Below are 12,331 nucleotides of genomic sequence, written 5' to 3' on the forward strand. Positions count from 1 at the left end.
ATTACCGTTGGTCAATCACGTTTCATGGTCTATTTTCACTATTTCCGCTAGACTTCCCGGCCCTGCTAGACGAACCCCATCATGCGCGTTGCTGACTTTACTTTTGAGCTCCCTGATTCGCTGATCGCTCGCCACCCTTTGGCCGAGCGTCGCGCCAGTCGACTGCTGACCCTGGACGGGGTCAGCGGTGCCCTCGCACACCGTCAATTCACTGATTTGCTTGAGCATTTGCGCCCAGGCGATCTGATGGTTTTCAACAATACCCGGGTGATTCCGGCGCGGCTGTTTGGCCAGAAAGCATCCGGCGGCAAGCTGGAAATCCTGGTGGAGCGGGTGCTGGACAGCCACCGCGTGCTCGCCCATGTGCGCTCCAGCAAATCGCCCAAACCGGGGTCGAGCATCTTGATTGAGGGCGGTGGCGAAGCCGAGATGGTCGCGCGCCACGATGCCTTGTTCGAGCTCAAGTTTGCCGAAGAAGTGTTGCCGTTGTTGGAGCGCGTCGGCCATATGCCGTTGCCTCCTTATATAGACCGCCCCGATGAAGACGCGGACCGCGAGCGCTATCAGACCGTGTACTCACAGCGCCTCGGCGCCGTCGCCGCCCCGACTGCCGGGCTGCATTTCGACCAGTCATTGCTGGATGCGATTGCCGCCAAGGGCGTCGACACGGCCTATGTGACCCTGCACGTGGGGGCCGGTACGTTTCAGCCGGTGCGTGTGGATAACATCGAAGACCACCATATGCACAGCGAGTGGCTGGAAGTCAGCCAGGACGTGGTGGATGCGGTGGCGGCGTGCAAGGCGCGTGGCGGTCGAGTGGTTGCCGTGGGCACCACCAGTGTGCGTTCGCTGGAGAGTGCAGCGCGTGATGGCGTGCTCAAGCCGTTCAGTGGCGACACCGATATCTTCATTTTTCCAGGGCGACCTTTTCATGTGGTCGATTGCCTGGTCACCAACTTCCATTTGCCGGAATCCACGCTGTTGATGCTGGTGTCGGCATTTGCCGGTTACCCGGAAACCATGGCTGCCTACCAGGCCGCCATTGCTAACGAGTACCGTTTTTTCAGCTACGGTGATGCGATGTTTATCACCCGTAACCCGGCGCCGCGCGGCCCTGAGGACAACTTATGAGTCGTATGTCGTTTGAATTGCTCGCTACGGACGGCAAAGCCCGTCGCGGCCGCCTGACCTTCCCGCGCGGCACTGTGGAGACCCCGGCCTTCATGCCGGTCGGCACCTACGGCACCGTCAAAGGCATGTTGCCCCGCGACATCGTCGCCACCGGTGCCGAGATTATCCTCGGCAATACCTTCCACCTGTGGCTGCGCCCGGGCACGGAAGTGATCAAGAAGCATGGCGACCTGCATGACTTCATGAAGTGGCAAGGCCCGATCCTCACCGACTCCGGTGGTTTCCAGGTGTTCAGCCTGGGCGCCATGCGCAAGATCAAGGAAGAGGGCGTGACCTTCGCCTCGCCGGTCGACGGCGCCAAGGTGTTCATGGGCCCGGAAGAGTCGATGCAGGTGCAGCGTGACCTGGGCTCGGACATCGTGATGATTTTCGACGAGTGCACACCGTACCCGGCCGATGAAGACGTGGCGCGTATCTCCATGGAGCTGTCGCTGCGTTGGGCCCAGCGTTCGAAGAACGCCCATGGCGATAACACGGCGGCGCTGTTCGGTATTGTCCAGGGCGGCATGCATGAAAGCCTGCGCAAACGCTCGCTGGAAGGCCTCGACAAGATCGGCTTCGACGGCCTGGCCATCGGCGGTCTGTCGGTGGGCGAGCCCAAGCACGAAATGATCAAGGTGCTCGATTACCTGCCAGGCCTGATGCCCGCAGACAAACCTCGTTACCTTATGGGCGTTGGCAAACCGGAAGATCTCGTAGAGGGTGTGCGCCGCGGTGTGGACATGTTCGATTGCGTGATGCCAACCCGTAATGCCCGCAATGGGCATCTGTTCATCGATACAGGCGTGCTGAAGATCCGTAACGCGTTCCATCGCCATGATGATTCGCCGCTGGATCCTACCTGTGACTGCTACACCTGCCAGAACTTCTCCCGTGCTTATCTGCACCATCTGGACAAGTGTGGGGAAATGCTGGGTAGCATGTTGAATACCATCCACAATTTGCGTCATTACCAAGTCCTGATGGCTGGTTTGCGCGAGGCTATTCAACAGGGTACATTGGCCGCCTTCGTCGATGCCTTCTATGCCAAGCGTGGCCTCCCTGTGCCGCCCTTGGACTGAGTTTTCCGACCCTAAGATTCACTATTTGCAACTGGAGTGCTAAATGAGCTTTTTTATCTCTAACGCCATGGCTGACGCCGCTGCGCCTGCTGCTGCCGGCCCTATGGGCGGTGGTTTCGAGTGGATTTTCCTGGTCGGCTTCCTGGTCATTTTCTACCTGATGATCTGGCGTCCACAGGCCAAGCGCGCCAAAGAGCAGAAAAACCTGCTGGGCAGCCTGCAAAAAGGCGACGAAGTCGTGACCACTGGCGGTATCGCCGGCAAGATCACCAAGGTTTCCGATGCTTTCGTGGTACTGGAAGTCTCCGACACCGTGGAAATGAAGTTCCAGAAGGGCGCCATCGCCGCCACGCTGCCTAAAGGCACGCTCAAAGCGATCTAAGTAACAACCTTTACCAATCGACGGGGCGCGCAAGGCGCCCCGCGTTATAAGCGGGCGGCGTGATGCTGAACAAATACCCTCTGTGGAAATACGTACTGATCCTGGCGGTGCTGGCGATCGGTTTTATTTATTCCGCTCCCAATCTCTATCCTGATGACCCGGCGATCCAGATCTCTGGCGCCAGCACTTCGCTGCAGGTCAATCAGGCTGATCTGGACCGTGCGAGCAAAGCGCTCAACGACGCGGGCATCCAGGTTAAAGCGGCAACCTTGGCGGCTGGTTCCAAAGGCGGCTTGTTGCGCCTGACCAAGCAAGAAGACCAATTGCCGGCCAAGGATGTCGTACGCAAGGCCATGGGTGACGACTACGTTGTCGCGCTCAACCTGGCCCAGACCACGCCACAATGGCTGCGCAGCATTGGCGCGCACCCGATGAAGCTGGGTCTGGACTTGTCCGGTGGTGTGCACTTCCTGCTGGAAGTCGACATGGACAAGGCCCTGGACGCACGTCTGAAGGTCTACGAAGGCGACGTGAAGAGCCTGCTGCGCAAAGAGAAGCTGCGTTATCGCAGCCTGCCGCAGCTCAACGGCGCCATCCAGCTGGGCTTTGCTGACGAAGCATCCCGCGAACAGGCCCGTGCGCTGATCCGCAAGAACTTCAATGACTTCGACATCGTACCGGCCGACCTCAATGGTCAAGCGGTGCTGCGTCTGGCGATGAGCCCGGCCAAGATCGCTGAAATCCGCGAATACTCCATCAAGCAGAACCTGACCACGGTCCGTAACCGCGTCAACGAGCTGGGTGTAGCCGAGCCGATCGTGCAGCGCCAGGGCGCCAACCGCATCGTGGTTGAGCTGCCAGGCGTACAGGACACCGCTGAAGCCAAGCGTATCCTCGGCAAGACCGCCAACCTGGAGTTCCGTCTCGCGGCAGACCCAGGCGCTACGCGTGCCACTTCCGAAGAATTCGAATTCCGCGAAGGCAACCGCCCTCCAGCGCTGATCGAGCGTGGCTTGATCATCACCGGTGACCAGGTGACCGACGCCAAGGCCGGTTTCGGCGAGCACGGCACGCCTGAAGTGAACATCCGTCTGGATGGCCACGGTGGCGAACTGATGAGCCGCGCCACGCGCAGCAACGTCGGTCGCAGCATGGCGGTGATCTTCATCGAGCAACGCCCGGTGACCACCTACACCAAGCAGATGGTCAATGGCGTCGAGAAAGACGTGCCAGTGCAGACCTTCAAGGAAGAGAAGAAGATCATCAGCCTGGCGACCATCCAGTCGCCGCTGGGTGCTCAGTTCCGTATCACTGGCCTGAACGGCCAGGGCGAGTCTTCCGAGCTGGCGTTGCTGCTGCGTGCCGGTGGCCTGGCGGCACCGATGTACTTCGCTGAAGAACGTACCATCGGCCCGAGCCTGGGTGCCGACAACATCACCAAGGGTGTCGATGCGGCGCTGTGGGGTATGTTGTTCGTGTCGCTGTTCATCATCGCCATCTACCGCTTCTTTGGTGTGATCGCCACTGTCGCCCTCGCGGGCAACATGGTGATGCTGCTGGCCTTGATGTCGTTGCTGGGCGCCACACTGACCCTGCCGGGTATCGCCGGTATCGTACTCACCATGGGTATGGCGGTGGACGCCAACGTGCTGATCTTCTCGCGGATTCGTGAAGAGATCGCCGCCGGCATGACCGTACAGCGTGCAATCAACGAAGGCTTCGGCCGGGCATTTACCGCGATCCTCGACTCCAACCTGACCACCTTGTTGGTCGGCGGGATTCTCTTCGCCATGGGCACGGGCCCGGTGAAAGGCTTTGCGGTGACCATGTCCCTCGGGATCTTTACCTCGATGTTCACGGCCATCATGGTGACCCGCGCAATGGTCAACCTGATCTTTGGCGGGCGTGACTTCAAGAAGTTGTGGATTTAAGGGGCTGCCATGTTACGTACAATCAACTTCATGGGCGTTCGCAACGTTGCGTTCGGCGTCACCGTGCTCCTTACCGTTCTGGCGTTGTTCAGCTGGTTCCATAAGGGCCTGAACTACGGCCTGGACTTCACCGGCGGTACGCTCATCGAGCTGACCTACGAGAAGCCGGCCGACGTTACCCTGGTGCGCAGCGAGCTGGTCAAGGCCGGCTATCACGAAGCCGTTGTGCAGAGCTTCGGCGCCACCACAGACCTGTTGGTGCGCATGCCTGGCGAAGACCCGCAACTGGGTCACCAGGTAGCCGAGGCCTTGCAAAAGGTGGGTGGCGACAACCCGGCATCGGTCAAGCGCGTCGAGTTCGTCGGCCCGCAAGTGGGTGAAGAGCTGCGCGACCAGGGCGGCCTCGGCATGCTGATGGCGCTGGTCGGCATCATGATCTACCTGGCTTTCCGCTTTCAGTGGAAGTTCGGTGTCGGCGCCATTGTGTCGCTGATCCACGACGTGGTCGTGACCGTGGGTATCCTGGCCTACTTCCAGATCACCTTCGACCTGACCGTACTGGCGGCTGTGCTGGCGATCATTGGTTACTCGCTCAACGACACCATTGTGGTCTTCGACCGGGTTCGTGAGAACTTCCGCGTGCTGCGCAAGGCGACGTTGATCGAGAACATCAACATCTCCACCACGCAGACCCTGCTGCGGACCATGGCGACGTCGATCTCCACCTTGCTGGCGATTGCTGCGTTGATGATCTTCGGTGGCGACAACCTGTGGGGCTTCTCCCTGGCGCTGTTTATCGGCGTTCTGGCGGGTACCTACTCGTCGATCTACATCGCCAACGTGGTGCTGATCTGGCTGAACCTCAACAGCGAAGACTTGATCCCTCCTGCCGCTACCGACAAGGAGGTCGACGACCGTCCTTGATGGGCGTTTGTTGATCCGCTGTTACAAGAAAGGCGCGAGTATTGAACTCGCGCCTTTTTTTTTGCTCCAAGGCTGGGTATAGCGCGGATCTTTCGGTCCGCTTGTGATGGTCAGGAGGTTCATGTGAACAAGTCGTTGCTGGTTGGTGCGGTATTGGGTGCTGTCGGTGTGACTGCCGGAGGCGCTGTTGCCACCTACAGCCTGGTAAAAAGCGGCCCTGAGTATGCGCAAGTACTGGCGGTGCAGCCGGTTAAAACCCAGATCAAAACCCCGCGTGAGGTCTGCAAGGACGTCACCGTGACCCGGCAGCGTCCGGTGCAGGACCAACATCAAATCGCCGGTACTGTGGTGGGCGCCCTTGCGGGTGGCCTGCTGGGCAACCAGATTGGTGGCGGTAACGGTAAGAAGCTGGCCACCGTGGCCGGTGCGGTCGGTGGTGGCTACGCCGGTAACAAGGTTCAGGAAGGTATGCAGAACCGCGATACCTACACCACTACGCAAACTCGCTGTAACACCGTTAACGACATCAGTGACAAGGTGGTCGGTTATGACGTGCGTTACAACCTGGACGGCAAGGAAGGTACCGTGCGTATGGAGCGCGACCCTGGCAGCCAGATCCCGGTGGATAAGGAAGGTCGTCTGATCCTCGGTCAGAACCAGCAGTAATCCCCAGGTCTGGTTTCGATCCAAGTGTGGGAGCTGGCTTGTCTACGATAGCGGTGGGTCAGTAACTAATCAGTTGGCTGGCAGCCCGCCATCGTAGGCAAGCCAGCTCCCACATTGGATTGTATTGAGTCAGTTGGAATTGGTTTTTTGCTAAATCCCACGCATAAAAAAAGCACCCCGCGGGGTGCTTTTTTGTGCTCGCTCGCTTAGCGCTTCAGCGAAGCCGGCAGGTGCGGCTGGATCGCCGTCAGTACTGCCTTGAAGCATTTGGTGTTGCCAGCCACGACGTGGCCTTTCTCCAGGAAGTCATGACCACCGGTGAAGTCGCTCACCAGGCCGCCTGCTTCCTGAATCAGCAGGGCGCCTGCTGCCATGTCCCACTCGGACAGGCCCGACTCCCAGAACGCATCAAAGCGACCGGCGGCTACATACGCCAGGTCCAGGCTGGCTGCACCGGCACGGCGGATGCCGGCGGTCTGGCCAACCAGGGCGCGGAACATGCCCAGGTAGTTCTCCAGGTTGTCCATCTGGTCGTCACGGAACGGGAAGCCGGTACCCAGCAGGGCGCCTTCCAGGCTGGTGCGGCCGCTGACACGCAGGCGGCGGCCGTTCAGTTGGGCGCCACGGCCACGGCTGGCGGTGAATTCTTCCTGGCGAACCGGGTCCAGCACAACGGCGTGTTCCAGGCGGCCACGGTATTTGCAGGCGATGCTCACGGCAAAGTGCGGGATGCCGCGCAGGAAGTTGGTGGTGCCATCCAGTGGGTCGATGATCCACAGGTAGTCTTCGCCTTCGCCACTGCCTTTGTGCAGGCCGGTTTCTTCACCGAGGATGCCGTGGGTAGGGTAGGCCTTGCGCAGGGCGTCGATGATTTTCTGTTCGGCGGCGCGATCCACCTCGGATACATAATCCTTGGCGTCTTTTTCGTCGACCTTGATGGTATCCAGGCGCTCGATGGAGCGGAAGATCAATTCACTGGCGCTGCGGGCGGCGCGCAGCGCGATATTCAGCATGGGCTGCATGGATAGGTCACCTAAGGTTGTTAAAGAAAGCCGAGCATTCTAGCAGAAACTTTCCTCAGGTGAAGGACGACGTTCGCTTTCATGGCATAACCTTAGGCGGTTCTGTAAGATTTGCTCCCCTTTCCTGTGTCCGCGAGCGCCTCCCTTGCTGCAAAACATTCGTGTCGTCTTGGTCAATACCAGTCATCCCGGCAACATCGGCGGGGTGGCGCGAGCCATGAAAAACATGGGGCTGACGCGCCTGGTGCTGGTCGAACCGCGGGTATTCCCGCACCACGAGGCTGATGCCCGTGCGTCCGGCGCCAATGACTTGCTTGAAAATGCCCAAGTGGTCGCCACCTTGGAGGATGCCTTGGTCGGCTGCAATCTGGTGCTCGGCACTAGCGCCCGTGATCGTCGTATCCCTTGGCCGCTGCTGGATCCGCGTGAATGCGGCACCAAAGTGGTGGAAGAGGCTGCTGGCGGTGCTGAAATCGCCTTGGTGTTCGGCCGTGAAGACTCCGGCCTGACCAACGAAGAGCTGCAGCGATGTCATTACCACGTGCATATTCCCTCAGACCCTGAGTTCAGCTCGCTGAACCTCGGGGCTGCGGTGCAGGTGCTGACTTATGAAGTGCGCATGGCCTGGCTGGCCGCTGCTGGCCAGCCGAGCAAAATGGAAAAGGAAGAGGTTGCCTCGACCAAAAGTGGCGAGTTGGCCACCATGGACGAGCTGGAACGGTTCTATGAGCACCTGGAGCAAACCCTGGTCGCCATCGAATTCCTCGACCCTGAAAAGCCACGGCACTTGATGGCGCGCCTGCGTCGCTTATACGGCCGCAGCTCGGTGAGCCGGGCCGAAATGAACATATTGCGTGGCATCCTCACGGAAACCCAGAAAGCGGCCCGTGGTGAGCTTCTTGAGCGGAAGGATTAAAAATGTTCGAGCGTTTGCGAGAAGATATCCAAAGTGTTTTCCACCGTGACCCGGCGGCGCGCAACGCCTTTGAAGTGCTGACCTGCTACCCGGGCATGCACGCGATCTGGATCCACCGCTTGTCCGGCGCCCTGTGGGGCATGGGCTGGAAGTGGCTGGCGCGGCTGGTATCGAACTTTGGGCGTTGGTTGACCGGTATCGAGATCCATCCGGGTGCCAAGGTAGGTCGTCGGTTCTTTATCGACCACGGCATGGGTATCGTGATTGGCGAGACGGCCGAGATCGGCGATGACGTCACCCTCTATCAAGGCGTCACCCTGGGCGGCACCACCTGGAACAAGGGTAAGCGCCACCCAACGCTGGGCGATGGCGTGGTAGTAGGGGCGGGCGCCAAGGTGCTCGGGCCGTTTACGGTGGGTGCCGGCGCCAAGGTTGGCTCCAACGCGGTAGTGACCAAGGCTGTGCCGCCGGGTGCTACGGTTGTGGGCATTCCAGGCCGCATCATCGTCAAGCCGCAAGTCGGTGATGAGCAAGAGGCCAAGCGCAAGGCGATGGCCGAGAAGATTGGTTTCGATGCCTATGGCGTCAGTGAAGACATGCCCGACCCGGTGGCTCGTGCGATTGGTCAATTGCTTGATCATTTGCAGGCGGTGGACGGCAAGCTGGAGGGTATGTGCGGGGCGCTGAAGGAGTTGGGCAGCCCCTACTGTGCCAAAGACTTGCCTGAACTGCGTGAGGAAGATTTTGCTGAAATCAAGGACGAAGCCGCTACCACCAAGGCAGGCTGAGCGCGGTCTCTTGTGGGAGCTGGTTTGCCTGCGATTGCGGTGGGCCAGCAACCTATAAGCAAGCTGTTAGACAGCTATCGCAAGCCAGCCAGCTCCCACATGTGACCTCCATTGGTTGGGTGGTCTTGCAGCAGGCCTGGTTGCGCTGTTCGATCCCACCCCATCCTGCTATGATTCGCGCGCCCTTTTTACGGGTAATCCTGACTAAAGTACTAGGTCTTATAGTTGACTTAAATACTCGGGAATCGCATACTTGCTCCCATTCTGAAACACCTTGGTACTTGTCCATGAGACTGACTACAAAAGGCCGATACGCGGTGACCGCCATGCTCGACTTGGCCTTGCACGCGCAAACTGGGCCGGTGTCCCTGGCCGATATCTCCGAGCGCCAAGGCATTTCCCTGTCCTATCTCGAGCAGTTGTTCGCCAAATTGCGCCGTAGCAATCTGGTTTCCAGCGTTCGCGGTCCGGGTGGCGGCTATCAGCTGTCCCGCGACATGCAGGGTATTCAGGTGGCCCAGGTGATCGACGCGGTCAACGAATCCGTCGATGCCACCAAATGCCAGGGTTTGGGTGACTGCCATGCCGGCGACACCTGCCTGACACACCACTTGTGGTGTGACTTGAGCCTGCAGATCCATGAGTTTTTGAGTGGTATCAGCTTGGCTGATCTTGTGACTCGCCGTGAGGTGCAAGAAGTAGCCCAGCGTCAGGACCAGCGCCGTTGCAACACCAAGGCGCCGCGTCTGGACAAGATCGAAGCGTCCGCCGTCGAGTGACAGCCGAAGAGCTAACGGCACGCCAGCCAGCCTGATTTAGGAGAAAGTCCATGAAATTGCCGATTTACCTTGATTACTCAGCGACCACCCCGGTTGATCCGCGTGTCGCGCAAAAAATGAGCGAATGCCTGCTGGTCGACGGAAACTTCGGCAACCCGGCCTCCCGTTCCCACGTATTCGGCTGGAAAGCCGAGGAAGCGGTCGAGAACGCTCGTCGCCAGGTCGCTGACCTGGTCAATGCCGACCCGCGCGAAATCGTCTGGACCTCCGGTGCCACCGAGTCCGACAACCTGGCTATCAAGGGCGCGGCGCATTTCTACGCGACCAAAGGCAAACACCTGATCACCACCAAGATTGAGCACAAGGCTGTCCTGGACACCATGCGCCAACTGGAGCGTGAAGGTTTCGAGGTCACCTACCTTGAGCCAACCACCGACGGTATCGTCACCCCGGCGATGATCGAAGCTGCGATGCGTGAAGACACCATCCTGGTTTCGGTGATCCACGTGAACAACGAAATCGGCACGATTAACGACATCGCCGCCATCGGCGAGCTGACCCGCTCCAAGGGTGTGTTGCTGCACGTCGACGCTGCTCAGTCCACCGGCAAGGTCGATATCGACCTGTCCAAGCTGAAAGTCGACCTGATGTCGTTCTCGGCCCACAAGACTTACGGCCCTAAAGGCATCGGCGCGCTGTACGTGAGCCGCAAGCCTCGCGTGCGCATCGAAGCCACCATGCACGGCGGCGGTCACGAGCGCGGCATGCGTTCGGGCACCCTGGCGACCCACCAGATCGTCGGCATGGGCGAAGCTTTCCGTGTAGCCAAGGAAGACATGGCTGCCGAAAACGTGCGCATCAAGGCCCTGAGCGATCGCTTCTACAAGCAGGTCGAAAATCTTGAAGAGTTGTACATCAACGGCAGCATGACCGCCCGTGTACCGCACAACCTGAATTTGAGCTTCAACTACGTTGAAGGCGAGTCGCTGATCATGGCGCTCAAGGACCTGGCGGTATCGTCCGGTTCGGCCTGCACCTCGGCGTCCCTTGAGCCTTCGTACGTACTGCGCGCCCTGGGCCGCAACGACGAACTGGCCCACAGCTCTATCCGCTTTACGTTCGGCCGCTTCACCACTGAAGAGCAAGTCGACTACGCCGCGCAGAAGGTCTGCGAAGCCGTCAACAAGCTACGCGTTCTGTCGCCACTGTGGGACATGTACAAAGACGGTGTCGATATTTCCAAGATCGAGTGGGCGGCACACTAACTATAGAAGCCGCCACCCAAGCTCTGTAGGAACGTGGCGGAAAACGCAGGCGTTTCTACAGGGTTCCAGAGCGGCCCTGATGAGTGAGGATTCAGTACCATGGCTTACAGCGAAAAGGTCATTGACCACTACGAAAACCCGCGCAACGTCGGCAAGATGAACGCGGAGGATCCAGATGTCGGCACCGGCATGGTCGGCGCCCCGGCGTGCGGCGATGTGATGCGCCTGCAGATCAAGGTCAATGATGCTGGCGTTATCGAAGACGCCAAATTCAAGACTTACGGCTGCGGTTCGGCCATCGCATCCAGCTCCCTGGCGACCGAATGGATGAAAGGCAAGACCCTGGATGAGGCTGTCACTATCAGCAACACCCAGTTGGCCGAAGAACTGGCGTTGCCGCCAGTGAAAATCCACTGCTCCGTACTCGCTGAAGATGCCATCAAGGCAGCCGTTCGCGACTACAAGCAGAAGAAAGGCTTGATCTAAGCATTTGGCGACGAGTAAGGAGTCAACGATGGCTATCAGCATGACAGAAGCGGCTGCGCAGCACATTCGCCGCTCCCTGAATGGGCGCGGTAAAGGTGAGGGGATTCGTCTGGGTGTACGCACCACGGGCTGTTCCGGCCTTGCCTACGTGCTGGAGTTTGTCGACGAGGTGGTTGAAGAGGATCAGGTGTTCGAAAGTCACGGCGAGAAAGTGATCATCGACCCCAAGAGCCTGACCTACCTGGACGGCACCGAACTCGATTTCGTCAAGGAGGGGTTGAACGAAGGCTTCAAGTTCAACAACCCTAACGTGCGCGGTGAATGTGGCTGCGGCGAAAGCTTCAACATCTGAGGCTACTCGTGGGTACTCCTTGTCATTTCGCTTTATTCGAGCTGCAGCCGAGCTTTCGGCTGGACCTTGAGCAGCTCGCCACGCGCTACCGTGAATTGGCGCGTGGGGTGCATCCGGACCGCTTCGCTGACGCTTCCGAGCGTGAGCAGCGCTTGGCCCTTGAGCAATCGGCCAGCCTCAACGAAGCCTATCAGACGCTCAAAAGCCCCGCGAAACGCGCGCGTTACCTGCTCGCCCTGAACGGTGGCGAGTTGCCGTTGGAAGTTACGGTGCACGATCCGGACTTCCTCATGCAGCAGATGCAGTGGCGCGAAGAGCTCGAAGACTTGCAGGACGAAGCCGATATAGCCGGTGTTGCGGTCTTCAAGCGTCGTCTGAAAACCGCCCAGGATGAGCTCAACGAAAGCTTCGCAGCCTGTTGGGATGATGCGGCGCAACGCGAACAGGCCGAACGCCTGATGCGGCGCATGCAGTTTCTCGACAAGCTCACCTACGAAGTGCGCCAGCTAGAAGAGCGCCTCGACGATTAACCCAGTGCTGCCCGTGATGCACGCCTGATAGACAGATA

General features: G+C 59.4%; 14 protein-coding genes. 13 read left to right on the forward strand and 1 reads right to left on the reverse strand.

Annotated features, from left to right (window positions below; translation table 11 throughout):
• The first annotated feature begins 81 nt into the window (after positions 1–81).
• The 6 genes from queA to JFT58_RS18165 all read left to right on the forward strand — a co-directional run bounded on the left by queA (position 82) and on the right by JFT58_RS18165 (position 6,155).
• Complete coding sequence (gene queA, locus JFT58_RS18140; RefSeq protein WP_054897814.1) at positions 82–1,131, forward strand: tRNA preQ1(34) S-adenosylmethionine ribosyltransferase-isomerase QueA; 1,050 nt, start codon at positions 82–84, stop codon at positions 1,129–1,131.
• Between the two features lie 5 nt (positions 1,132–1,136).
• Positions 1,137–2,252: a tRNA guanosine(34) transglycosylase Tgt gene (gene tgt / locus JFT58_RS18145; RefSeq protein WP_032803964.1), complete on the forward strand. Its 1,116-nt coding sequence runs from the start codon at positions 1,137–1,139 to the stop codon at positions 2,250–2,252.
• Positions 2,253–2,295: 43 nt separating this feature from the next.
• Entirely contained in the window at positions 2,296–2,634 is a 339-nt protein-coding gene (gene yajC, locus JFT58_RS18150) for a preprotein translocase subunit YajC (protein WP_003175975.1), read from the forward strand.
• Between the two features lie 62 nt (positions 2,635–2,696).
• Positions 2,697–4,565 (forward strand): protein translocase subunit SecD, encoded by a 1,869-nt coding sequence (secD, locus tag JFT58_RS18155; protein WP_003194025.1) that lies wholly within the window; start codon positions 2,697–2,699, stop codon positions 4,563–4,565.
• 9 nt (positions 4,566–4,574) lie between these two features.
• Positions 4,575–5,489, forward strand: a complete 915-nt coding sequence (gene secF / locus JFT58_RS18160) for a protein translocase subunit SecF (protein ID WP_003194024.1) — start codon at positions 4,575–4,577, stop codon at positions 5,487–5,489.
• Between the two features lie 123 nt (positions 5,490–5,612).
• Positions 5,613–6,155, forward strand: a complete 543-nt coding sequence (locus tag JFT58_RS18165; RefSeq protein ID WP_003194023.1) for a glycine zipper 2TM domain-containing protein — start codon at positions 5,613–5,615, stop codon at positions 6,153–6,155.
• 206 nt (positions 6,156–6,361) lie between these two features.
• On the opposite strand, the gene suhB is transcribed toward JFT58_RS18165, so the two are convergent.
• A complete protein-coding gene (gene suhB, locus JFT58_RS18170; RefSeq protein WP_005791195.1) occupies positions 6,362–7,177 on the reverse strand; it encodes a type III secretion system regulator SuhB in 816 nt (271 codons plus the stop codon).
• Between the two features lie 145 nt (positions 7,178–7,322).
• Here suhB and trmJ point away from each other — a divergent pair, with 145 nt between their 5' ends.
• From trmJ to hscB, 7 genes are all read left to right on the forward strand, one after another.
• Positions 7,323–8,093, forward strand: coding sequence for a tRNA (cytosine(32)/uridine(32)-2'-O)-methyltransferase TrmJ (trmJ, locus tag JFT58_RS18175; protein ID WP_034128029.1), 771 nt, complete (start codon positions 7,323–7,325; stop codon positions 8,091–8,093).
• Between the two features lie 2 nt (positions 8,094–8,095).
• On the forward strand, positions 8,096–8,881 hold the full coding sequence (gene cysE, locus JFT58_RS18180; RefSeq protein WP_034128028.1) for a serine O-acetyltransferase: 786 nt from the start codon (positions 8,096–8,098) through the stop codon (positions 8,879–8,881).
• Positions 8,882–9,168: 287 nt separating this feature from the next.
• Positions 9,169–9,660 (forward strand): Fe-S cluster assembly transcriptional regulator IscR, encoded by a 492-nt coding sequence (gene iscR / locus JFT58_RS18185; protein ID WP_003194020.1) that lies wholly within the window; start codon positions 9,169–9,171, stop codon positions 9,658–9,660.
• 50 nt (positions 9,661–9,710) lie between these two features.
• The gene (locus tag JFT58_RS18190; protein WP_003194019.1) at positions 9,711–10,925 is read left to right on the forward strand and encodes an IscS subfamily cysteine desulfurase; all 1,215 of its coding nucleotides are present in this window, start codon (positions 9,711–9,713) and stop codon (positions 10,923–10,925) included.
• Positions 10,926–11,024: 99 nt separating this feature from the next.
• Positions 11,025–11,411, forward strand: a complete 387-nt coding sequence (gene iscU / locus JFT58_RS18195; RefSeq protein ID WP_003175965.1) for a Fe-S cluster assembly scaffold IscU — start codon at positions 11,025–11,027, stop codon at positions 11,409–11,411.
• A 28-nt stretch (positions 11,412–11,439) separates the two neighbouring features.
• Positions 11,440–11,763, forward strand: a complete 324-nt coding sequence (gene iscA, locus JFT58_RS18200) for an iron-sulfur cluster assembly protein IscA (protein WP_003209680.1) — start codon at positions 11,440–11,442, stop codon at positions 11,761–11,763.
• A gap of 8 nt (positions 11,764–11,771) precedes the next feature.
• Entirely contained in the window at positions 11,772–12,293 is a 522-nt protein-coding gene (gene hscB, locus JFT58_RS18205; RefSeq protein ID WP_034128027.1) for a co-chaperone HscB, read from the forward strand.
• Positions 12,294–12,331 lie beyond the last annotated feature (38 nt).

Origin of the sequence: Pseudomonas sp. MF6767, from assembly GCF_016405475.1 — a bacterium.
GTDB lineage: Bacteria > Pseudomonadota > Gammaproteobacteria > Pseudomonadales > Pseudomonadaceae > Aquipseudomonas > Aquipseudomonas paracarnis.

What these genes read in the sequence shown, in the direction of transcription:
- queA (WP_054897814.1), top strand. Translation starts at nt 82, where the DNA reads ATGCGCGTTGCTGACTTTACTTTTGAGCTCCCTGATTCGCTGATCGCT.
- tgt (WP_032803964.1), top strand. Translation starts at nt 1,137, where the DNA reads ATGTCGTTTGAATTGCTCGCTACGGACGGCAAAGCCCGTCGCGGCCGC.
- yajC (WP_003175975.1), top strand. Translation starts at nt 2,296, where the DNA reads ATGAGCTTTTTTATCTCTAACGCCATGGCTGACGCCGCTGCGCCTGCT.
- secD (WP_003194025.1), top strand. Translation starts at nt 2,697, where the DNA reads ATGCTGAACAAATACCCTCTGTGGAAATACGTACTGATCCTGGCGGTG.
- secF (WP_003194024.1), top strand. Translation starts at nt 4,575, where the DNA reads ATGTTACGTACAATCAACTTCATGGGCGTTCGCAACGTTGCGTTCGGC.
- suhB (WP_005791195.1), bottom strand. Translation starts at nt 7,177, where the DNA reads ATGCAGCCCATGCTGAATATCGCGCTGCGCGCCGCCCGCAGCGCCAGT.
- cysE (WP_034128028.1), top strand. Translation starts at nt 8,096, where the DNA reads ATGTTCGAGCGTTTGCGAGAAGATATCCAAAGTGTTTTCCACCGTGAC.
- iscR (WP_003194020.1), top strand. Translation starts at nt 9,169, where the DNA reads ATGAGACTGACTACAAAAGGCCGATACGCGGTGACCGCCATGCTCGAC.
- JFT58_RS18190 (WP_003194019.1), top strand. Translation starts at nt 9,711, where the DNA reads ATGAAATTGCCGATTTACCTTGATTACTCAGCGACCACCCCGGTTGAT.
- iscU (WP_003175965.1), top strand. Translation starts at nt 11,025, where the DNA reads ATGGCTTACAGCGAAAAGGTCATTGACCACTACGAAAACCCGCGCAAC.
- iscA (WP_003209680.1), top strand. Translation starts at nt 11,440, where the DNA reads ATGGCTATCAGCATGACAGAAGCGGCTGCGCAGCACATTCGCCGCTCC.